Here is a 21,554-nt window from a genome sequence, read left to right as displayed (position 1 = left end):
TCAGTAATTACAAAAAGGAAAAACAAACTGCAACATATTGCTGTAATTCAGTGTCCCCAGTTAACTGGTAAGCTACCTATATTCATTTACTTTTTTAACATTAGTCATAGAATTTTCTTTTTCATCTATTAATTGTTCTAGTATATTACAAATTAAGTTATTCCTATTTTTACCCATATTCATATATTCAATAAGTAATAGTATTGAATATAAAACAATAACGAATAGTAAAACTGGGTTTAATTCAAAGATAACAGGTATCCATTCTATATTGGTATTACCTAACATTCGTAAAGAAGTAATAACTATACCTATAAATATAGTTAATATCGTCTTATAGTATAATGATTTATAATTATTGGTAGCAGCCGCATCAAAATAAGCTTTTAAAAGCCTTATTTTTTCTAAATCATTACCACAATAATTTTCTAATTTTTTCTTAATAACTTCTAAATTTTCTATGATACTACTAGTTTTTATATCTTTCAGAAGATAATTAGCTAAATTATGTGCCCCCTCTAAGTTATCCGTCCATCCATATAGTGTTCGATTTTTAGTTGGTTTTTCATTTTTCATATCTTTATCATTATATTTTAACCCCAAGACTAGAAGTATTGTAAAAAAAATTAATACGGTTAAAAACCCGATAAATTCTAAAATAAATTCATTGTAACTAGTTAGGTATAAAGTTAACAAAAGAGAGTATATTATCAATAAAATAATTACCATTTTTTTATTCATATAAGATTTCACCTAATCTTTTAATTTTATTCTTGTTTAAATTAAAAACTATACACATATTTAATGAAAAATTGTAGCCAAACTATAACTAATACCAACTACCTTTTTACTTATTTTCTCCCAAAATTAGTAATAATTAATTAGTTCTTCTAAGGTAATATCTAAACCAAACTTCTTTAAAGTTTCCTTTCTTTGACTATATAAACTTTTCAATAGTTTATTTCTGAATGTCTTTTCAGCATAATGAATAGCTCTATGACAATTTGGGCAAAGTGCAATTATGTTTCCTGGAACATCAACACTGTATTTAAAATCTTTCTGTTTATTAATTGGTATTAAATGATGAGCTTCCACGTAATTTTCTTTGGATAATAAAGATTTAAAAGTGTGATGTGTTTTATCAACTTCACATAGAAATTTTGCATTTATAATAGCCTCTTTTGCGATTGACGAATCCCTATTCCAAGATTCTCTGCTGTAAGATTTAAGATTAGGTCTCTTTTGTGGACTCTCACTTGTATTAGCCGCCTTTGATAATAAAATATCTTCTTGATATTTTAAATCATCAATCTCTTCCTTTATTAATAATTCATCCACAAAATCATCTATACTATTTCTACCTACCAATTCTTTTATATTATTTAATAAATCCATTAATATGGATAAAGTGGTTATTAATTTACTGTCATTCATATTTTTATAACTAAAGTATTTAGCGCAAATATTTGCTGCTTCATAATTCTTTGCATTAGTTGTTTTTGAAATTAAATCTATGTCTATAGCTGTTAATTCATTATGAGGAATGTCTAATTCTTCTCGTAACTTGCTAGCCACCTCTCTCATCTTGTCCCTCGGATTCCCTTTAAATCTTTTAGTTAAATAAGTAGTACCTTGATTCAAAGATACATAAAAACCTGACATATCTTTTCTAAATATAATAACAATATAAAATCCTTTTTGTGCTGTTTCAGTTATAGATCTATGAAAAATTGAGACCCAAGGAGTTTCAGTATAGTTTCCCATACCGTAGGAACCTTCCACCATATATGAAAACTTATCTAGATTCATTAAATTAACTATATCATTTGGTAATTTATACTTAATAATTTCTTTCATCTCTTTATCTAAACTCTTGTCTTCTCCGTTTTTTTGATTTTCATAGAAATTTTGATAGTTATCTATTATAAAATTTAATTTATCATTCAAAACTCTTCCCCCTCATCAAATTTAACCCTTTTAACCCTCCCTTGATGCGTAATAACCTTTGTCTCACCATGGTCAGGTAAATACGTTATTTTCGCCTCTCCTTGACAATATACGACAACAAAAGGCTTACTCTCATTTTCTATATCGACATTGAGCTTTCCTTCTTTGAATGGAATATTCTTTAATCTCATATGTTTCGCCCCCACTCGATATTATTAATTTAGAGCCAATCTGAGCGTTTCTTTCATTCGTAACTATAAAACTACTAATCTAATATAGAAACGCTCAAGGTCGGCAGATTTGTTTTAATTTGCTATATTCCCCAGCCGATCTAATGCATAAATTACAATCTCGGTCCGTTGTTCTTCCTTTTCACATGGAATGATTCTTGATTCCATCTGTTTAACTTGCCGATCATCCTTGTATACGATCTTATTGAGAGCATCAGTAACGCCTTTGAACAGATTATCTATATCAGCTCTATTGCCATGTATATAATGAGTTAATTTAACGCCTACATGCCCTTCAATGGGCTTATCCTTCATGTGCTGCTTAGCAATCCATCCAACCTGTTTTTTATAAGCCAGATAACGCTGTGCATATTTGTTCTTGTACATACTCTTTTGTGTCATCCTTACAGCTGGTACCGGCTTACCTGGTATGGTTAGTTGAATCATTCTCATACCCTCCTTCTAATAATCATTTATTACATGCATTAAAGTTTGCGGTAAACCTAATTGTTCTCTATTCACATTAATTCGCTCTATTCCTTTATTACAGTAATCTTTGTCTAGTTCGAATCCAATCCAGTTACGCCCTGTATTATCTGCAGCTAATGCTGTAGTACAAGAACCCATACAGTTATCTAATACTAGATCTCCTTTATTCGTGTAGGTCTTAATTAGGTACTCAAACAAGGTTAATGGCTTCTGTGTTGGGTGGAATGTTTTACTATCACGAGAATAATCTAAAATTGATCTTGGATAATTTGTATGAGTGGTGGTATATTCTTTCATCAAACTTTTATCATTTTCCCTAAATATGCCGCCAGTTCTTTTCCTTTTTGATTTTCTTACCTTCACTAAAGGTATAATCCCTTGCGGATGATAAGTAGGAAGCTTTCTATAAAACACACAAATGTTCTCGTGATTTTTCAATGGCATACGTTTAGCATTCTGAAAACCAGTCGTGTGTCTTCCCTTCTTCCAGATCCATTCATATCTAAACCAGCTCATATTACTCGAAATTAGTTTAGTAGTAAAAGGTTGACTAGCAGTTAATACGATTGCTCCGTTATCTTTAATAATTCGTTTGTACTGCTTCCACAGTTGATCAAATGGAATGATTTCATCCCATCTACAGTTTGTTGTACCATAGGGAAGATCACACAAGATCATATCAATCGAACTATCCTCGATCTTCTTCATTCCTTTAATGCAGTCACTGTTATAAAGTGTGTTCATTTTTAGTGTCATTTCTTTTCCCCTCTCAGTGTGATAATATGCTTAAGAAAGGAACGTTTGTTCTATTTTATTAGAGACTCGCTCAGAAGTCTCTTTTTTTAATCAAAACCACCCAGCATGAGGTGATTTATCTTGGACATCGATTGCCCTTACTTTTCTGCCTGCATCGTCAAAACAAGATTTACATAGTTTGAAACTTGTAGTTGACTTTTCATCCAAACCAATAGAGATCATATATACATCAACATTGTTGTCTTTTTTATTCTTGTAACAAGACTGGCAAGTATAGATGTCAACAGCTTTCGTGACTTGTATCATTCCTCTACTCCTTTCAAAAATCCGACCTCTTTAGCAACTGCCCTTATAGATTTCATGTCTTCCTCTGGATAACCCCAATGAGGACAATACAAGCCACCGTAGCCATTGTTTCCGTTCGTTTGATTACCAGTTACTATAAATTCTCTAAAATCATTGATCAATCCCCACATAGTTCCTCCATGAGAGAAACCTCTATGATCATTTAATCCTGTGTTATAAGCGTAGACTCTTTCTCCTGTGTAGTCATCAATGAAAAACACTTTATGCTTTTCAATTACCATTTGGGCGTATCTATTTCTACGTTGGTCATAAAAGAATCTACGTCCTCGATTAGCAATTTCATGAATGATTTTGTTTACTGCAATCAACCGATCCAGCTTTCTGTTATCCATCCCTAGACCTCCCAATCCGATAAGCAAACGGACGTTTTATATTTTCTTTTCGTGCTTGATCATACAGAGCTAAGAATATTTCATGTGGATTCCTGGAGTTGATTTCTGCAATATCTTCAATGCTTCTACCGTATTCCCATTGGCTCACGATGTTTTTTAATTGTTTTTCGGAAAAAGCTAGTTCCAAATCTTCCAAGATAAATTTATATTTCACACCCTTAGGAAGTAGAGGAATATTTGATTCGCTTGCGGTGTTCATGCCGTCTTACTCCTATCCAAGCTATCCAGCCAAGCTTGAAGTTTTTCTATACCGCTATCATCGCTAACGAAGTCACAGTGACTATCTGGGCAGGGTTTAAATTCAATGCCCCAGCTTGTCCGATATGCGATTCCTCCTGTGTTGTTGCAGGTTTTACACATGGGATTCACCTTCTATTTCTCTTATTTCTATCTCAGTTACACCACACTTAATGCAATAATCGTAATCAGGTTCCATTACAGCTTCTCCGAGTATATAATCCCAAGCTGTTTCCATTTCATGATTACAAGATTTAACTATTTTAATGCGTTCTGCCTTAACTATTGGAGAATCGTTGCAATATTGTTCCTCATGAATCTTTGCTCCGTTCTTGCTTAACAGCCGTTTACCGCAGTACTCGCATTGGTATATAGTTTGCTCTTTCAAGATTTTCACACAGCTTCCTCCTCTAAAAAATCATATATCGTCAATTGATTCTTTTTATATTTATCCGCAACAGCCTTCAGGTGCTTTTCATAACAGACAGGGCCATAGCCACGCTCAATGCTCTTTTTATCCTTTAGCTTTCTGCCACAAGTGGCGCATTCTGTGTGTTGCACTAGAAACGCTCCTTTCTTCTGTAGCTTTCGCCTTCTAATCTGATTGGAGCTGCCAAATCCATCATTCGATCAATAATTCTAGGACCGTTATTTCCATACTTGGCTTCCAGTTCGCTCTCTGAGTAGTTAGTAGTACATACTGTTGCTTTCTCTAATCTCATATCAAAGACTTTATACAGCACATCGGATGCCCATGATTCGTAACCAAATTCGTTTGATTTCACATATTCCGATCCAATGTCATCTAAAACCAATAAATCCAGATCATTGATCATTTTGAATATCCGTTCTTCGGTTACATTGGAGTGTTCGCTATACGTTCCTCGAATGCGCTCTAATAGATCCGTTGACTTGATATATAAAACCTTATAACCCTTATTTCTAATTGCTTTAGCAATTGCATAAGCTAGATGGCTTTTCCCTAATCCTGGGGAGCCACTAAAAACTAATGACTTCAATCCATCAAAACCAGTAATAAAATCAATTGCAGTTTGTTTAGCGATTTTCTGTGTCGTTTCGTCTTGGTTTGGTTTGTATGAATTAACCGTTGCTTTTCTTAAATCACTCGTTACTCGTTCAAAGCTATGAATAAAATTAATCTCTTTGCTAGTTCGATATTCTTCAACAGTAGGAAGATTCATTTCCTTTTTAAACTTTGCATCTTCACATGGTTTACAAGCACCTGTTATACCTCTTGGTGTCTGATATAACTTATAAACATTACCGCAATCTTGGCATTCTTCCTCTCCAACTTCTTCTATGGTTTTCATAAAGCTTTTAATAGATTCCATGATTACCTCCTAGAATCGGTCTTTGTTTGGATCGTAACCTGCAAGCACAGGTTGTTTATTGTTACGACTTTTATCTCTTTGCTCTACTTCTTCAACCGTTAACAATGATTCGTTCTGCCAGTTTCTTAATATACCTTCCACGTAATTCAATCTCCGTTTATTAACAGAGCAAGCTATTTCTAGAGCTTTCAGTATCATTACACTAGGATTTTTGAAAGAAGAATCATCTAACCACGACAACAACTGTTTTTTCCCTTGCATGTTATTGAAACCAAATCCGTTATCATCCCAAAACTGGGATATGGCAGCTACTTCTTTTTCTTGTTGTTGTTCTTTTTCTCTTTCTTTATCTATATCTCTTTCTAATTCTTCTTCTCTATCTTCTTCTGTACCGTCACGTGACGTCACGCTAACGTCATCATTATTTTGGTGCTCTAATTTCTGTTGTTTTTTCCGTTCTCTATACCTTCTATTACGCTCTGCATTAAGTTTTTTAACTCTTTCCATACCAGCTATATTTTGATGTTTCTCCCAGTTTGAAATGCTAATAAATGAATTTTCGTCAATTTCAATCATCCCGAAACTCTTAAAAGTTTCTAGAGCAAGTCTTACAGTTCCAATCGGCCTATTAAATATCGTTGCAAGCATTTCATCTGTGTATGGTATATTCTCGTTTAAATAGATATAACCACTTGCATTTGTTTTTCCTGCTTGTGATAGAAGCTTGACCCAAATAATGAGGATGGTGTCAGCTTCTGGCATCTGTTCAATAAGCCTGATCTTTTCGTCCTCAAACATATTTGTACTTAGCTTTATCCACTTCACATCACTCATTAATGAATCTCTCCCTACTTACCTATTAATCTGACAAATAGCGAATCTGCCTTTAACTTTTAAAACGGTATAACCCTCATAACGCTCCATATACTGCAATATCAGTTGTTTTAATTCTTCTTGGTCTTGTGCAGTCTCCCAGAGATGTTCTGGGAGACGTACATTGGATTTATTGTGCATTTTCATCAAAATTGATTTCTGTTTCGTTCTGATCATCAACTTCATTTACTTCAATATCAATAATTTCTCCATCCTCTGAAACATTGATTTCTTTAGCATCTCTTCCATCAGCAGACATACCCTTTTGCATGTCGATGGACAAAATACCCCATTTGTTTAATAAGTTACGGATGACTGTTTTCTTAGCCATAGCATCCCAATCTTTTTTCCAGCCGAAGTCTGATTTGCTGAACCGTTTTTTGTGCTTTTCGATGTCTTCTTTTGACCAGTAGACTGTTTTACGGAATCCATTTAGTAGTTCAAAAAAACCTGTATAACCAATGACCTTATCTGATAGTTTCTTTTCAAAATCCAATTCTATTTCTTCTGTTAGTCGATTAAAGGATTGTAATTCCCCTTCATACACTTCAATGACATTAATATTGCGATACTGCCCTGTTCTGAGAGCTAATTGAATGAAACCTTTATATCCCATTTGGAACTGCGCTTTACCACTGTATGGAACGACCCACGCATAACCTAGGTTTTTATCAATTGGAAGGTCTAATGTTGCTGCAACTAGCGCACTTGTAACAACGGACATTGGTTCTGCTTTTTGCAAATAAGAATCGTTTGAATATAGGTTTAATAGTGATGACATAAACTGTGGAGCTTTTGAGTCTAGTACATCTTCAAATTTCTTTTTCATAGTTGGTGTAGCTAGTAGCTGTTTAAGCCCTAAACTATTAGGATTTACCGAGTTGTTCCCTTGATTTTTATTAGCAATTTGATTCTTAACACTTGAATTTGTAGCCATTGTTCATTTCCTCCTATAAATTTAATCTATTGGATAGAGCTAGGTTCATCCGCCTAAGTTAGGCATTAAACATTCCCATTCATAATCGCCGAACTTAATTTCGTTATCCTTGAGGATTTTACCTTTACGAATCTCAATATCTTGATTAAATTCCATCCCTCTTTCAAATACATAAATCTTTATATCTATTCCATATTGTTTGGATAATATAGCAAAAGGTTCAGTATCTACTCCCCATGCTTGTTTGAACGAATCGATTATCAATATCTCCTCATGTCTATCACCAAAATCCCAAACAATATCACTTTCAATAAACGCCCTTCTAGTTCCCTTGATATAAAGTCCATTTGGTGACTTCATGTTAAAGTCCCATTCATCTTCATGGATTTCAACTTCAGGTTGTTCGAACTTCCTTCCCATAAACGAAGCGATTTGTTGACTAACATCAGGAATCGGTTCTAATGCTCCTGTTAAAAAGCTTCTTATATCTTTTCTTGTACCTCTTATTTTTAATACTCCCTCTGCCCAATTTGGCATATTAACCAATCTCCTTTACATTAAGTCTGCGGTTTGTAGTGGTCTTTAAAACCGAGTTATATACATCAGGATATTTACTCTTTAAAAGCTTGCTATCGACCCTGTTTTGCTTCACAGGCTTCCAATTCACTTGATAGTTTTTAACGAATCCCGTCTCTGCATCCTGGAGCTCATTTTTAATTTGGTTCTCGGTTTGTTTAGCTAGTTCCTGAAGTTGTTTAATGTTCTGTTTTAATTCCAGTAAGTTGTCCAGCTTTTCTTTATAGCTAAATGAAAGATCAATAACCTTGTCTGGATCCGATTCAGCGTATCGTTCTTTCAAAAACCTTTCTGCTGCGCTAGAACCGTCTAACGCTGGTGGATTATTACCTAACACATGATGATTCCAGAAGTGAACCTCTGCATCGAAGATCATTTGAATTAATTCATCGTCACGTTCAATTTCTTTCCAGACGAACTTTTGACCACCGATTAATACAGCAATATACGCTTTTTCATAACCAGTAACCCCTAAATAATGTTGAACTTGTACCAAGTAAGCTTCTGGAATTTCTTCACTATCCCAATCTTTAGCAAGGAACATGCTTGCTGTTTTACACTCCAGTAGCGCATTTTCACCAACTACCTTTCTATCAATGTTTGCCATGATGAAAGAGTGTTGTGGATGCTGTAGCATAAAGTTATTTCTGCGTACCTTTTTGCCTGATCTAACTTCAAATTCTTTTGCGACCATATCTTCTAGTAGATTTCCGAAATAAGCAGCTTCTCCAGCGGTATCTTCTATATTGGTTTGACCAGTTTTCTCTAGCCATAATTCAAATGGTGTGCGGTATTTGTTTAATCCAAGAATGATAGAAGCATCGCTTCCACCAATCCCCTTTGTTCTTTCTTGAAGCCATTCCTGATGGCTCATTTCTATTGTGTTCTTAGCCATTATTTATTCCTCCCTTGTCCTAATTGGATCGGTGAAGTATAATAAAGTCATAATTTAATGATTTTCACCGATCATTTTTTATTGAGCCCACTGCAATGGGTTCTTTTTTATTGCGCTTCTTCATAAGTTGCACCTAGTAATTCAAGTATTTCTTTTGATTGTTCAGTCAGTGCTTCAACTAAGAAAAATGAATCTTCATAGACTAGAATGTCGTCGCCAGTACATACTGTTTTGCCAAGCATGTCCACGCAATATTCATTTGTGCGATAGTTCATTGCTGGATAGCCTGTACGCAATGTTCTTTCGACAGCTGGGTGATTCACTCTACTTCCTCCCACGTGACCATGTTTTTAAGATCGTAATCCTCTTTAAAAATAGTCCGGAATTCTCCATTTTTATCATAAAAGCTTAAATGTGCAATGCTTCCATCTTCATTCCACCGGATACCTTTCACTGGACATTGCTTACCTTCAAAACTTATTATTGCTCGCATGTTTTACCTCCTAATAGTTGATAAGTAAGAAAAACCAAACAATTAACATCACGATTCCTAGACAGTTATAAAACCAATCTATTTGTTTATCGCTCATTTAAATGCATCCTAACTATTTCTACGTCAACGCCTCGTTGCGATAATTCTAATAGCAATTCACTAAATTTTTCTTGGTTATATTTCTTGCTACTCATGCGCTCTAATGCATGCAACGACTTAGTTAGATCAGTAGAAAGATGCTTGGCTTTTGCGATATTTCCTTCATTAGTTAATTTCATAATCATGCTTAGCAAATCCATGACGCACCAGTACTCCTCACTTGCTCGTTTAATATCATCTGGCAGAAAGTGTTTTTCTAGATTCATAGAACCCCTCCCTAAAAATAATGAATAATGATAAAGAACAATATGATTAATCCGTATATAGCTACATAACAATCCTTTGCTTCCTTCATATAAGACCTCCTAACAGAATCGTTCCTGCCGTTTGGAAAGTATCAGCTATCATTTGGGCGGCGCTCGCTATATCTATGTTGCAAACCAATGCAATAAGCATGTCCTGAGAGTTCGTTGCTTGCGCCCATTTGATTGCATCATCGAATGAAATCTTAAGCTTATTACTTTCTAGCCTTGATACATTGCTCCTAGACATGTGCATTGCTTCCGACAAATCTTCTTGCGACAAACCAGCTCGCTTTCTCATCTTCCGAAATCGCGCTCCATATTCCATCATTTTCACCTCCTTCAATGTGCAGGATTCGCACAATTGCAGGGGTTGCACAGTAATGCTTCAATAAATACGTTATGATGTAATTACCGACCCCCACTCGGTATTGTTTAAATGATTTTGTAAGGATATTTAAGACCAACCTCCGCTGCATTAGTAGTTTCATTCACCCAGTCAAAGAACAACTTTGTCACTACCCTCGGGTGACCTAACTCTCTATTGACTGGGAAATCCTCTCTATTAAACAACTCATTACACTTAGTAGATCCTATATCTACGATTTCCATGAATTGTTTTCTAGTGAGCAACGGAGGTAATTGTTTTTGCTCTAATTCTTGCAATAAAATGGGAACTAATTGCTTTTTGATTTCATTTACGAATGATTGAATTTCTTCATCTGAAAATGTTGTTACTGGCATTTAGATCACTCCTTTTTGTTTGCAGTAAAATGCATATCTACTATTGAGGTTGTTGTCGTTGATAAAAGATTGGTAGAACTCTACATCTTCGGTTAAACGATTGTTTCGATCTGTCAACTTGTCACAAATATCATTCATGCGGTCTATCATTTCGCAATATTCTCGAAAATATTGATTGTTCAGCTTTAGGACGAACTGCATTGCCTGAGATTGTTCTTGTTCATTCAAGCTGTCATAGTTCTTTATTAAGTGGTTAAGCTTTCTTGTTATAAACTCTCTGCTAGCCATTTACCGCATTCTCAATCTCTCCGCTTTCTTTTTTTAAACGGTTGATAATGTATGCTTGCCCTTTTGGTTTCACTCGCATTGTTAACCAAGTAAAAGCTCCTTTTTGAGTTTCTTTTACACCTTGAGAAATCTCAAAATAACCACGGTCAACATATTCTTGATAAGGTTCATTTTTATTTTTGAAAACTAGTTTCCAATCTCTAAGTGTTTGCCAAAGTCTCTTTTCACCGGTTGCAATTCCTTGTTTGGTACACAATTTTGCTAGTTCTCTAACTAACAAGCTTTTCTCAGATGTCATACATGTTTCGGCAAAAGTGACAAGTGGTTTCTGTTTTTGAATAGTTTCTTCTGCAGCAATTCGCTTTTCTTGTTCTTCTTTCAAATTAGTTAGAAGTTGAATACCGAATTCTGGATCACTTATAATATTTTCGATTGTTTGAGGTGTTGCATATGCACCATGTTTTCTGATGGAAGGAATAACTTCATGTGTTATCCAACGCTTGAATTGCTTTGCTTCTTCTTTGCGACTTCCTAAAACCAAGCTATAAAGCCCGAACTCATTGACTGCATTTGCGTACCCTTGACGACCTAGATTGAATCTAGACCGCTCATCTTCGTCTAGTCTTTTTAATGCATCAGTAGGGTTTTTAATTTCTAAAATGTTGCATACATCTTTTGCAACAAACCAAGGTTCGTTATTTTGCTCAATAATTCTTAATTGTTGACCTTCGAACATTTTTGTAAGTTGATTCATTTGATTACCTCCTATATGGCTTGTTTTTGTTTATTTTCGCAAATCGCGATTTCATTATTAAAAAAAATTTCATCTAAACTAACATCAAAAATAGAGCGCAATTTTAAAATGTGTTCAATCTGCAGTTGGCGATGACCGTTTTCAATTTGAGAGTAATAATTAGGTGATATACCTAGTTGTTCCGCAATAAATTTTTGTTTAAGCCCCCTTTTTTCTCTCATTTTTTTTAAGTTTCTAGTAATGATCTCGGTGTCTTTCAAGAGATTCACCCCCTTCAAAAAATCGCATTTCGTGATGTATTAATCCTAATATAACATCGCAAAATGAGATAGTCAACTTTTTTTATCACTTTTTGCGATTTTTTAATTAATAATTCATGATTTGCGATATAATGCATGCAAGAAAGGTTGTTGTATATGAATGATAAGATTCTTGCTAAGAGACTTAAAGAGTTAAGAGAAAAGAACGGATATCTTCAAAAATTCGTTGCAGATAAAATAGGTGTCAGAAGTAATACATTATCTGGCTATGAAAACGGTACTAGAAATCCAGACCCAGATATAATAAGAAATCTAGCTAAACTATACAATGTCACCACAGACTACTTATTAGGTCATAGCGACCAACCGCATATGACTGAAGAAGAAGCATTCGAAGCTTTCCGCAACAATCCGTCATTAGAAAGATGGTATAGAGAACTTCCAAAAAATAAAGAGGAAGATCTTAAACGGTTAAAAAAGATTTGGGAAGCATTTAAAGACAAAGAAGACTAATAATTTAACCAATTACAACTATAAGAGTAACAGCATGAATTGTTTATTTCGTGCTGCTTTTTTTCATTAGGGGGATTTAAAATGGGGGCTAAATCATTTTTAATGTGTGATGTTACAAGATTTAACAAAAGAGATTACATGATACCAATTCAAAAAGATTTGTTTGAGCAGAATGAAGATTTTGAAGGAGAATCTGAAATTACTATTAAGTTAATTAATAGAGATTATCATATGGAATTTGATCAATATAGGTGTCACCATGACTTTGTTCATAATAAATCTGGAAGAGTGTTTAATAAATCATTCACTCATTACTTCGAGCCTATCGATTTTTATACTTATTATAATGAAAATATTAATTTAGCTTTTATTCAAGCAAAGACTGAAATATCTTTAGATTTTATTCACAAACTAAATTTAACCAAGAATTATGAAATGGGACCAGTTAATATCGATTTTAGGAAAATGATACCTCATATTACTGAAGTTGCAGGAGCTTGGATTGCTGATTTAAAACGTGCTCATCTAAAGACAGCTGGCTTCTTTGGACCAAATGTACATAAAAGTGAAGAGTATATAGAGGCAGCTTCAGAGGGAGACGTATCTTCTATACAAATGAAATACATTAGTCAGAAAACGAAAGAAGAACACTTCGTAACGATTTCTAAAAAAGGGTCTATAGTTTTATATGAAACTTTTCCGACTATTGAAGAAGAAATTGATATAGTTTACGAAATTTATGATAAATTTATTAATCCCCACGTATAGTTATCGTGGGGATAAAGATAGATAAGTCTTGGAAAATGAATTAAGTTTTTGAAGACTTGTAGTGTGTACATCAATTGACTTTTTATTTATGGTGACTTTATCATTTTCAATATTAAACTTTATACTAAAGGTGTTAATATCTTTTGAATTTAACCTTCTAATAAAAAAGCCATAATATGGATTAAATTCTTTAAAGTTTATATTGAAGTAATATTCACAATGATCTTCTTTTATAGACCTAGAAAGTTGCTCAAGTAATACGCTTAGCTCTTCATCAATAATCTTTTTGGATCTACGATAAGAAATTTCCAAATCTTCCAGTTGTAACCTTATTTTTTTATTATTTTCAACAACAAGTTCAAACGATAAAGTACCTACTTTATATAATCTCCTTGAACTACTTAAATTTATCTGCTTTAACTCTTGGTTTTGCATATTGAAAACTTTGTCAACTTTCTCCACAATGTCTTCTTCAAAGTCTCCACTGTATTCTACTTGCATTTTCCAAATACAATCGGGATTTTTTATTGTAAACCAAACCTTTTTTATTACCATATAGAAATACTCTGAATGAGTCCAAGTTAGTTGAAGCATAAAAAGTAGCCATCCTAATATTATGGTGCCATTAACAAAAAACGGTGTTGGATTCTGAATCACAATTATTAGAACAAATAAAACTACTAGAATCCATCCAATAGCAAGAAAAATCGTTTTCTTCATAATAGGCACCAGCCCTTCTACTTTAATGTTTATTATTGATATTGTACAGCGTATTTACTAGAGCATCAATACTAATATTTTTTCTATAGATCTATTATATCAGAACAAACATTCTATTTCTATGTACAAATTCCAATTATTCTTTTATAATTTATAGAACGTACGTTCTATAAAAGGGGAGATCCAATGCTGGTTTACTCACATACAGAAGAATATATAAAAAAGTTATTGTTGTTACATCAAATTAACAACCCATACGAACTAACGGTTAATACTATTTCTAAAGCTATTAACATTCCAGTTCACTATTGGGAATATGGAAGTGAATCTAATCATTATAGAGGAAAGTACATTGTTTTTTTAAATGAAACCGATACAAAGGAACAACAATGGCAAGATTTCACACATGAGTTATGTCATATTTTTTGGCATGCTGGAAGGCAAGAAAATCTACCATTACCATTTATGCAATTACAAGAGTGGCAAGCAAATAATTTCAGCTATCATTTATGCGTACCTACTTTTATGTTAGACAAGCTATACAACTATACAGTATATGATGTGATGAGGCTATTTAACGTCGAATATGACTTTGCTTGCAGAAGATTAGAAATGTATCGTAGTAAATTTTATTTTATGGAGGGATATCATGAACATTATATCGTTGGAAGCTAAGAGGAGACAAAAGAAGGCTGAGGAAATATTAAGTATACCTGTATATGAGGGCATATGGAAGGATGAAAAAGGTGAATTAACTGGAAATGTCATTGAATATGTAGATATGCCAAAAGAATTAATAAACAAAACTAGGAGGGGTAAATGATGAAACTAAAAAAGGTAACTTTAAAATCTGGCCAAACTAGATGGGAATGTGTTGCAGATGGTCCAAGAAATCCAGCTACCGGAAAGAGAAATCAGATTACAAGACGCGGAAAAACGCAAAAAGAAGCAAAAAACAAGGTTCTTCAAGAGATCCGCTCTTTAGAGGAAACGCAAGTAGATAAAAAATACACTAGAAAAATGACATTTGATGAAGTTGCAACAAAATGGTTAGAAGTATATGAACTTACTGGTAAAAAGAAAAATACAATGCGGATTAGAAAGCAGGAAGTATCTGTATTAAATGAACAAATTGCAAAAATGCCTATTGAAAAAATTACTCACGCGGTATATCAAGAAGTGATTAGAGTAATTTCTAAAGATCGGGCTAGAACTACGGTGCAAGGGATTAATACAACTGGCAATATGATATTCAAATACGCAAAAAGGAATAACCTCATTAAAGATAACCCTGCAACTGATGTTGTTATTCCAAAAGAGCGTAAAACAGTTGAACAGATCAAAGAAAGTAATATAGAAGAAAAGTATCTTGAACATGATGAATTAGAAAAATTTCTAGCTGCTGTACTCGACTATGGGCTTAGATATGATAAAGAACGATTCTACACACTAGCCTTTTCGGGCATGCGATCAGGTGAATTGTGCGCTTTACAAAAATCAGACCTTAATTTTGAAGATAATATAATCTCGATCACGAAAACACTTTACAACGAAAAAAATAATATGAAGGAATATGAACTAACACCACCAAAAACAGATGGATCTATTCGTGACATAGAAATGGAACAACCTATAATGGATATGTTGAAAAAGGTTGTTAGGGAAAATGATGAACACAAAATGCAGTATCGAACGTTAATAGAGGATTTTCACGATAAAGACTTTGTTTTTAGTCGCGGGAATGGTTATCCTTTTGTGACCAAAACAATTCTTATCCGTATGAATCGCATTTTAGATAAAACATCAATCAAAAAACACGCTACACCACATATTTTTAGACACACCTATATTAGTATGGCTGCTGAAGCGAAAATCGATATTGCTACTGTTATGAAAAAAGTTGGTCATGAGGACATAGAAACAACGATGCGAATTTATACACACGTCACAAATAAAATGAAAAAGGATGCTTCCGAACAAATTTCAAATTTATACGGAAACATCCTTGAAAAAATTAATTTTTAAAAATCATGTGAGGTTTTTGTGAGATTTTCTTCATATATCACAAAGCAAACACTTCAAAAACCTGTTATATCAGCGTTTATGGGAGGCGATCTACATCATGCCGCCCATTCCACCCATGCCGCCCATGTCAGGCATTCCGCCGCCTGCAGCGCCGCCATCTTCTTCTGGTTTGTCAGCGACTACTGCTTCTGTAGTTAGGAACATAGCTGCTACAGATGCTGCGTTTTGTAGTGCAGAACGAGTAACTTTTGTTGGGTCAACAATTCCTGCTTCAACCATGTTTACCCATTCGCCAGTTGCTGCATTGTAACCAACGCCAACTTTTTCACCTTTTAGACGTTCTACAATGATAGAGCCTTCTAGACCTGCATTGTGTGCGATTTGACGTACTGGTTCTTCCATAGCACGACGTACAATGTTTGCACCAGTTGCTTCGTCACCTTCAAGATTAAGTTCGCTTACTTTGTTATAAATATTTACTAGTGCAGTACCTCCACCAGCAACAATACCTTCTTCAACTGCTGCACGTGTAGAGTTCAATGCATCTTCAATACGTAGCTTGCGTTCTTTTAATTCTGTTTCTGTTGCAGCACCGACTTTAATTACTGCTACACCGCCAGCTAGCTTAGCTAAGCGTTCTTGTAATTTTTCTTTATCGAAATCAGAAGTAGTTTCTTCAGCTTGTGCACGAATTTGTGCTACACGAGAAGAAATTGCTTCAGGATTTCCAGATCCTTCTACGATCGTTGTGTTTTCTTTTGTAACAACAACTTTAGATGCACGACCTAATTGCTCAATTGTTGCACTCTTAAGATCTAAGCCAAGATCTTCTGTAATTACTTCTGCACCTGTTAGAGTAGCAATATCTTCAAGCATTGCTTTACGACGATCACCGAATCCAGGAGCTTTTACAGCTACAGCGTTGAACGTACCACGAAGCTTGTTAACTACTAAAGTTGCAAGAGCTTCGCCCTCTACATCTTCAGCGATCATTAATAGTGGCTTGCTTTGCTGAACAACTTGCTCAAGTACAGGTAGTACTTCTTGGATATTACCAATCTTTTTATCTGTAATAAGAATGTATGGATCTTCAAGAATTGCTTCCATTTTATCTTGGTCAGTAACCATGTATGGAGAAGCATATCCACGATCAAATTGCATACCTTCAACAACTTCTAATTCCGTGTTAAAGCCTTTAGATTCTTCAATCGTGATTACACCGTCGTTTCCAACGCGTTCCATTGCTTCAGAAATCAAGCTTCCAACTTCACTGTCACCAGATGAAACGGCTGCTACTTGGGCAATAGATTCTTTACTTTCAATTGGATTTGAAATAGTTTTAAGTTCATTCACTGCTACCTCTACTGCTTTCTCAATCCCACGACGAACGCCAACTGGGTTAGCACCTGAAGCAACGTTCTTAAGTCCCTCACGAATCATTGATTGAGCTAATACAGTTGCAGTTGTTGTACCGTCACCAGCAACATCATTTGTCTTAGATGCAACTTCTGATACAAGCTGTGCACCCATGTTTTCGAAATGATCTTCTAGTTCAATTTCTTTTGCAATGGTTACACCATCATTTGTAATTAATGGGGAACCAAATTTTTTATCTAAAACGACATTACGGCCTTTTGGTCCTAATGTTACTTTAACTGCGTCTGCTAATGTATCTACACCACGAAGCATTGCGCGACGTGCGTCTTCACTGAATTTAATTTCTTTAGCCATTGATAAAGCCCTCCTTAAATTCTTTAATTAAGTATCTGTATATCTAAGATTAGCCTATGACAGCTAAGATGTCATCTTCACGAAGAATTAAGTACTCTTTGCCTTCGTATTTAACTTCTGTACCAGCAAATTTTGAAAAGATAATGCGGTCACCTTCAGAAACTTCTAGAGCAACTTTTTCACCATTTACGATTTTTCCAGAACCAACAGCTACCACATTTCCTTCTTGTGGTTTTTCTTTTGCAGAGTCTGGAAGTACGATACCGCTTGCAGTTTTCTCTTCTTGTTCAACAAGCTCGATAACAACGCGTTCTCCTAGTGGTTTAATCATGAAGAAAGCCTCCTTAATTCCATGTCATTTTATTTATTAGCACTCTATATCACCGAGTGCTAATTCCAATTAATATGATAAATAATTCCTGTTAAAAATGCAAGTATGAAGAATAGATTTTTTTATAAAATTTTCTTACTCGAATCAATTCGTATGTCTTTACCTTCACAACATATCCAAAACCTTTGTTATAACATAAAGAATTACTTCAATGAGTCTACTGCCTGCACAGAAAAGTATTATCATTGATAATGTTTTACCTTGAACACAATAAAGTGAAACTTCAATTCATGGGAGTTTTGATTACCCCCCACGCTTTGTTAGTACCACAAGGGTATGACCTAAAGCATTTGAGCCAATCGGGTTTACTGACAGTCGATCCCCCACTTTCAATGCTTATGGCGAAAAAGAACAACTTTATTTCCTTATTAACATACAGATAATGAATTTGTCATACCAAGCCAATGATTCATTCTATTGTAAGTAGCTTTTCATTTTATGATAAAATAAGAGAAGTATAAATAAATACGGTTCTATAGCTTACATAGAATCACCTTAACACACCTTTTTATGTTGCTGATACCTCACTTTTACATGATGTCTAAAAAATCACGTATATGTATTTTATCGTTAATAGATTTATTTCAGCAAACATAAACTAATTGGAAGAAACAAAAATGGATACATTCTTAACTTAGAGATAAAGGAGTCGTTGTATTTTGCCAAAACGATATTGGTGGGTCATCATAACATATGTACTTGTACAATTCTCAGGAGTTATTTTTATCCCACTTCTATATGCAATGTTACCGATTAATCAGATAGACGCGTTTGTTTACTGGTCGCTGATTAGCTTTATAGCAGGAGTAATTATTGTCTTACAATTAATGAAACCAGACATGAAACAAGGAGTAAATCAACGAGATGCTGCTTCTACTGGAAATGTGATTCTTTGGTCTATTCTCGGTGTATTCATGGCATATTTCGCACAGGGAATCGCCGGATCAATTGAAGTGAAGCTGTTAGGTATTGGACAAGATTCGGAAAACACACAGGCAATTATGGATGTGACTCGTATGTCACCACTGTTTATGATAATTCCTATGTTTGCCGCTCCAATCCTGGAAGAAATCATCTTCCGTAAAATTATTTTCGGACGACTGTATTTACGGACAAACTTCTTCATTGCAGCACTTTTATCCGCGCTCATTTTCGCGGTTATTCATGGTGAGCCTGAGCATATACTTGTATACGGTTCGATGGGCTTAGTGTTTGCGTATCTTTATGTAAAGACAAAGCGTATTATTGTACCAATTATTGTTCATATGGCTATGAACTCATTAGTCGTACTTATACAATATAACATTGACCCAGAGGAATTAGAAAGACAGTTAGAAGAACTACAAACCATTTTCATGCTACATTAATACGAAATGTTGAGTAAGGATTTATTATGGAGGCTTTATAAATGAAGATTTCACCGAAGACCATGGCGATTATTTATTTTATTATGGGAGTATTCTTTACGTACATTGCCATTCTGAGTGCAGATGATACCATCTGGAATGTGACCACAATTATATTAGCAATATTTGCTACACTTGAAATAGGCGTTAGTATTCGTTTAATGTCCTTACATTTTCGCCTTAAACATAAAAAGAAGGAATAGCAGTGTATTATGCTGCTTTCCTTCTTTTTTCATGGGTGCTTTTATTTAACCGCCTTTAACTTCTCCAACCAAGCTTCTTTTTGTTTTATTTTTTGTTCCATCGTTGTATAGCGGATAACAAACATATCGGAATCCTTCACAAACACGCGGGCAAGTTCCTCTTGATCATATTGCAGTGAGTCATTAGTAATAGCAAATTCATAGAACCCTTCTTCGTTTGTTACATCCATTTGCTCAAATTGAAGCTCTCCATCAATCATATCACTCAAGTTACCTTCCATGTTTGTAATGAAGTTTTTAACTCCGATCAAATCTTTTCCATCTTCATAATAATGAAGCGTCAGTAATTCAGTATAATTCTCAAAGGTTTCTCCAGAAACTAAAAATTCAACAATAGCCTCCCCTGATTCCTCTGCATAGTTTCCAAGCTCCCATTTATCTTCACTAAATGGCATCTCTAAACTTCTAATTTCTTCTACATAGTTACCTTCCATCACAGGCTCTGCTTCCCCAGCCTCAATTACTTCTCCATTCTCGTCCAAATTAACCGTTTCGCCGATTTCACTGCTATAGATTTTCCATTCCCCATTATCCGGCTTCAATATATGAACACCTGTTGTTTGATTGTTTTGGTAATCAGGGCCTTCCACTTTCATATTCGTCTGCGTATAAGCTAACCTTGCTTCAGCTGCTGACTTTTCTTCTACATGTACATCCGTTAATGTAATATCTAATGTATATGCTTGTAGGCTATTTATTAGCTCCTTTGTTGTATCATAACCAGGGGACTCAGGATGAATGGTTTTCATATGGCCTTGTAAATCCTTATCCATCATTGTTTGAATATTTTCTTCTAGAACTGCCTTTAAGGTATCATCTTCTGGAATAGTAGCTTCTGCTTTTGGTTCTTCACTAGCTTTGGCAACTTTTTCACTATCACTACTGTCCTTAGCACCACATCCGACTATGAATATAAGGCTAAATATAAAAATAAATAGTAGTGATTTCACCTTCTTCAACATACAATTTTACCTCCTGATTTATGTAATAAGTAAGAATCCCTACTTAGCATAGCTCATGCATATGTATAAAGACAGACGTCTTTATACCCAAAAAATATTCTGAAAATACAGGCTAAAGGTTCTATAAAATTAATGTATTACCAATATATTCCTAAATTAGACGCAAAAAAATACAATAAATTGGAAAAATAATGCAATTTATATGTCATAACACCTGTTTAGTTTCTGGGTATTACTCTAAAAATCACCGTAAAAAAGAAAAAATAATACCTTACAGATCATGTGAAACTTCTATCTACTGAGAATTTTGTTCCCCACGGTACCACAAGAGTATGACCTAAAGGTCTTTGAATCAATCGGACATTTACTGCCAATCGATCCCCGACTTATCCATATTGGTTTCTCTTTATTGCTTGAAGTGGGGTATTGCTGCTAGTTATATGGTAGGATAAAACAATTATAATTAATGACCAGTAGACATTGTTGTCCTCATGAGTGGGTTCAAATAGAAATGTACGACTGGAGCAAGCAATCATGGTGAGCTTGCGAGCCAATGTTGACTTAGCATAGGGCGATTCGTGAAGTCGCCTCGTTTCTGGGCGCTGTAACTAGACGCCGACCCAACACGCTTATATCTACATGGGCTAATTTTATAACTATAAGAAAAACTGAGCAAAATTCGCTCAGTCCTTATCACTACATGCTCAGATTTACGCTTCCTCTAGTAGCTATTATGGAATCACTCCGGCTGCCCACTTCCCTTTCCGTGGGGTTTGTCCTTCAGC

General features: G+C 34.7%; 34 protein-coding genes. 7 read left to right on the top strand and 27 right to left on the bottom strand.

Annotated features, from left to right (window positions below; translation table 11 throughout):
* Positions 1-72: 72 nt before the first annotated feature.
* The 23 genes from RVS70_RS09375 to RVS70_RS09265 all read right to left on the bottom strand — a co-directional run bounded on the left by RVS70_RS09375 (position 73) and on the right by RVS70_RS09265 (position 11,990).
* Positions 73-741 carry a hypothetical protein gene (locus tag RVS70_RS09375; RefSeq protein ID WP_321132998.1) on the bottom strand — a complete coding sequence of 223 codons (669 nt, stop codon included), beginning with the start codon at positions 739-741 and terminating at the stop codon, positions 73-75.
* Between the two features lie 126 nt (positions 742-867).
* A complete protein-coding gene (locus RVS70_RS09370; protein ID WP_321132996.1) occupies positions 868-1,947 on the bottom strand; it encodes an MrcB family domain-containing protein in 1,080 nt (359 codons plus the stop codon).
* A complete protein-coding gene (locus RVS70_RS09365; protein WP_321132994.1) occupies positions 1,944-2,138 on the bottom strand; it encodes an XtrA/YqaO family protein in 195 nt (64 codons plus the stop codon). Before RVS70_RS09365 ends, RVS70_RS09370 begins: the two co-directional genes overlap by 4 nt.
* A 114-nt stretch (positions 2,139-2,252) precedes the next feature.
* Positions 2,253-2,624, bottom strand: a complete 372-nt coding sequence (locus tag RVS70_RS09360; protein WP_321132992.1) for a RusA family crossover junction endodeoxyribonuclease — start codon at positions 2,622-2,624, stop codon at positions 2,253-2,255.
* A gap of 15 nt (positions 2,625-2,639) precedes the next feature.
* Positions 2,640-3,422, bottom strand: a complete 783-nt coding sequence (locus RVS70_RS09355) for a site-specific DNA-methyltransferase (protein WP_321132991.1) — start codon at positions 3,420-3,422, stop codon at positions 2,640-2,642.
* Positions 3,423-3,512: 90 nt separating this feature from the next.
* On the bottom strand, positions 3,513-3,728 hold the full coding sequence (locus RVS70_RS09350; protein WP_321132990.1) for a hypothetical protein: 216 nt from the start codon (positions 3,726-3,728) through the stop codon (positions 3,513-3,515).
* Positions 3,725-4,120 carry a hypothetical protein gene (locus RVS70_RS09345; RefSeq protein WP_321132989.1) on the bottom strand — a complete coding sequence of 132 codons (396 nt, stop codon included), beginning with the start codon at positions 4,118-4,120 and terminating at the stop codon, positions 3,725-3,727. Before RVS70_RS09345 ends, RVS70_RS09350 begins: the two co-directional genes overlap by 4 nt.
* Positions 4,113-4,379, bottom strand: a complete 267-nt coding sequence (locus RVS70_RS09340) for a hypothetical protein (RefSeq protein ID WP_321132987.1) — start codon at positions 4,377-4,379, stop codon at positions 4,113-4,115. Before RVS70_RS09340 ends, RVS70_RS09345 begins: the two co-directional genes overlap by 8 nt.
* 153 nt (positions 4,380-4,532) lie before the next feature.
* Entirely contained in the window at positions 4,533-4,814 is a 282-nt protein-coding gene (locus tag RVS70_RS09335) for a hypothetical protein (RefSeq protein WP_321132985.1), read from the bottom strand.
* Positions 4,811-4,978: a DUF6011 domain-containing protein gene (locus RVS70_RS09330; RefSeq protein WP_321132983.1), complete on the bottom strand. Its 168-nt coding sequence runs from the start codon at positions 4,976-4,978 to the stop codon at positions 4,811-4,813. The genes RVS70_RS09335 and RVS70_RS09330 overlap by 4 nt, the downstream gene beginning before the upstream one ends.
* Entirely contained in the window at positions 4,978-5,769 is a 792-nt protein-coding gene (locus tag RVS70_RS09325) for an ATP-binding protein (RefSeq protein WP_321132981.1), read from the bottom strand. Before RVS70_RS09325 ends, RVS70_RS09330 begins: the two co-directional genes overlap by 1 nt.
* Positions 5,770-5,778: 9 nt before the next feature.
* Positions 5,779-6,603: a phage replisome organizer N-terminal domain-containing protein gene (locus RVS70_RS09320; protein WP_321132979.1), complete on the bottom strand. Its 825-nt coding sequence runs from the start codon at positions 6,601-6,603 to the stop codon at positions 5,779-5,781.
* Positions 6,604-6,772: 169 nt separating this feature from the next.
* The gene (locus tag RVS70_RS09315) at positions 6,773-7,579 is read right to left on the bottom strand and encodes a recombinase RecT (protein ID WP_321132977.1); all 807 of its coding nucleotides are present in this window, start codon (positions 7,577-7,579) and stop codon (positions 6,773-6,775) included.
* Positions 7,580-7,624: 45 nt separating this feature from the next.
* Positions 7,625-8,116, bottom strand: a complete 492-nt coding sequence (locus tag RVS70_RS09310; protein ID WP_321132976.1) for a hypothetical protein — start codon at positions 8,114-8,116, stop codon at positions 7,625-7,627.
* Between the two features lies 1 nt (position 8,117).
* Positions 8,118-9,050 (bottom strand): lambda-exonuclease family protein, encoded by a 933-nt coding sequence (locus RVS70_RS09305; RefSeq protein ID WP_321132975.1) that lies wholly within the window; start codon positions 9,048-9,050, stop codon positions 8,118-8,120.
* A gap of 107 nt (positions 9,051-9,157) precedes the next feature.
* The gene (locus RVS70_RS09300) at positions 9,158-9,373 is read right to left on the bottom strand and encodes a hypothetical protein (protein ID WP_121605420.1); all 216 of its coding nucleotides are present in this window, start codon (positions 9,371-9,373) and stop codon (positions 9,158-9,160) included.
* Positions 9,370-9,543, bottom strand: a complete 174-nt coding sequence (locus RVS70_RS09295) for a hypothetical protein (RefSeq protein ID WP_205388739.1) — start codon at positions 9,541-9,543, stop codon at positions 9,370-9,372. Before RVS70_RS09295 ends, RVS70_RS09300 begins: the two co-directional genes overlap by 4 nt.
* An 86-nt stretch (positions 9,544-9,629) precedes the next feature.
* On the bottom strand, positions 9,630-9,908 hold the full coding sequence (locus RVS70_RS09290) for a hypothetical protein (protein WP_321132973.1): 279 nt from the start codon (positions 9,906-9,908) through the stop codon (positions 9,630-9,632).
* A gap of 85 nt (positions 9,909-9,993) precedes the next feature.
* Entirely contained in the window at positions 9,994-10,272 is a 279-nt protein-coding gene (locus RVS70_RS09285) for a helix-turn-helix transcriptional regulator (protein WP_321132972.1), read from the bottom strand.
* 107 nt (positions 10,273-10,379) lie between these two features.
* Positions 10,380-10,688, bottom strand: a complete 309-nt coding sequence (locus RVS70_RS09280) for a DNA-binding protein (RefSeq protein ID WP_321132971.1) — start codon at positions 10,686-10,688, stop codon at positions 10,380-10,382.
* Entirely contained in the window at positions 10,689-10,976 is a 288-nt protein-coding gene (locus RVS70_RS09275; RefSeq protein ID WP_321132969.1) for a hypothetical protein, read from the bottom strand.
* The gene (locus RVS70_RS09270) at positions 10,969-11,730 is read right to left on the bottom strand and encodes a BRO family protein (protein WP_321132968.1); all 762 of its coding nucleotides are present in this window, start codon (positions 11,728-11,730) and stop codon (positions 10,969-10,971) included. Before RVS70_RS09270 ends, RVS70_RS09275 begins: the two co-directional genes overlap by 8 nt.
* Positions 11,731-11,741: 11 nt before the next feature.
* Complete coding sequence (locus RVS70_RS09265) at positions 11,742-11,990, bottom strand: helix-turn-helix transcriptional regulator (RefSeq protein WP_321132966.1); 249 nt, start codon at positions 11,988-11,990, stop codon at positions 11,742-11,744.
* A gap of 156 nt (positions 11,991-12,146) precedes the next feature.
* On the opposite strand from RVS70_RS09265, the gene RVS70_RS09260 reads away from it, so the two are divergent.
* On the top strand, positions 12,147-12,503 hold the full coding sequence (locus RVS70_RS09260; RefSeq protein ID WP_321132964.1) for a helix-turn-helix transcriptional regulator: 357 nt from the start codon (positions 12,147-12,149) through the stop codon (positions 12,501-12,503).
* An 81-nt stretch (positions 12,504-12,584) separates the two neighbouring features.
* A complete protein-coding gene (locus tag RVS70_RS09255) occupies positions 12,585-13,271 on the top strand; it encodes a hypothetical protein (protein ID WP_321132963.1) in 687 nt (228 codons plus the stop codon).
* On the opposite strand, the gene RVS70_RS09250 is transcribed toward RVS70_RS09255, so the two are convergent.
* Positions 13,272-13,991 (bottom strand): hypothetical protein, encoded by a 720-nt coding sequence (locus RVS70_RS09250; protein ID WP_321132962.1) that lies wholly within the window; start codon positions 13,989-13,991, stop codon positions 13,272-13,274.
* 186 nt (positions 13,992-14,177) lie between these two features.
* Between RVS70_RS09250 and RVS70_RS09245 the strand changes: the two genes are divergently transcribed.
* From RVS70_RS09245 to RVS70_RS09235, 3 genes are read left to right on the top strand one after another with little or no spacing between them, the layout of a single operon-like run.
* Positions 14,178-14,666 (top strand): ImmA/IrrE family metallo-endopeptidase, encoded by a 489-nt coding sequence (locus tag RVS70_RS09245; RefSeq protein ID WP_321132960.1) that lies wholly within the window; start codon positions 14,178-14,180, stop codon positions 14,664-14,666.
* Positions 14,641-14,814 (top strand): hypothetical protein, encoded by a 174-nt coding sequence (locus RVS70_RS09240; RefSeq protein WP_321132958.1) that lies wholly within the window; start codon positions 14,641-14,643, stop codon positions 14,812-14,814. Before RVS70_RS09245 ends, RVS70_RS09240 begins: the two co-directional genes overlap by 26 nt.
* Positions 14,814-16,016, top strand: a complete 1,203-nt coding sequence (locus RVS70_RS09235; RefSeq protein ID WP_321132956.1) for a site-specific integrase — start codon at positions 14,814-14,816, stop codon at positions 16,014-16,016. Before RVS70_RS09240 ends, RVS70_RS09235 begins: the two co-directional genes overlap by 1 nt.
* A 90-nt stretch (positions 16,017-16,106) precedes the next feature.
* Here RVS70_RS09235 and groL read toward each other — a convergent pair whose 3' ends face one another.
* Positions 16,107-17,747: a chaperonin GroEL gene (gene groL / locus RVS70_RS09230; RefSeq protein ID WP_026680381.1), complete on the bottom strand. Its 1,641-nt coding sequence runs from the start codon at positions 17,745-17,747 to the stop codon at positions 16,107-16,109.
* A 49-nt stretch (positions 17,748-17,796) separates the two neighbouring features.
* Positions 17,797-18,078, bottom strand: coding sequence for a co-chaperone GroES (gene groES, locus RVS70_RS09225; RefSeq protein WP_026680380.1), 282 nt, complete (start codon positions 18,076-18,078; stop codon positions 17,797-17,799).
* A 719-nt stretch (positions 18,079-18,797) separates the two neighbouring features.
* Between groES and RVS70_RS09220 the strand changes: the two genes are divergently transcribed.
* Together RVS70_RS09220 and RVS70_RS09215 are read left to right on the top strand one after the other, a co-directional pair.
* Positions 18,798-19,505: a CPBP family intramembrane glutamic endopeptidase gene (locus RVS70_RS09220; RefSeq protein WP_166531011.1), complete on the top strand. Its 708-nt coding sequence runs from the start codon at positions 18,798-18,800 to the stop codon at positions 19,503-19,505.
* A 41-nt stretch (positions 19,506-19,546) separates the two neighbouring features.
* A complete protein-coding gene (locus RVS70_RS09215) occupies positions 19,547-19,747 on the top strand; it encodes a YdiK family protein (protein ID WP_026680378.1) in 201 nt (66 codons plus the stop codon).
* A 41-nt stretch (positions 19,748-19,788) separates the two neighbouring features.
* Here RVS70_RS09215 and RVS70_RS09210 read toward each other — a convergent pair whose 3' ends face one another.
* The gene (locus RVS70_RS09210; RefSeq protein ID WP_026680377.1) at positions 19,789-20,769 is read right to left on the bottom strand and encodes a hypothetical protein; all 981 of its coding nucleotides are present in this window, start codon (positions 20,767-20,769) and stop codon (positions 19,789-19,791) included.
* Positions 20,770-21,554 lie beyond the last annotated feature (785 nt).

Source organism: Virgibacillus sp. M23, from assembly GCF_034190895.1.
Classification (GTDB): domain Bacteria; phylum Bacillota; class Bacilli; order Bacillales; family Amphibacillaceae; genus Virgibacillus; species Virgibacillus salarius.
The sequence above is the reverse complement of the archived record's forward strand: the minus strand, read 5'-3'. Positions and strand labels throughout refer to the sequence as shown.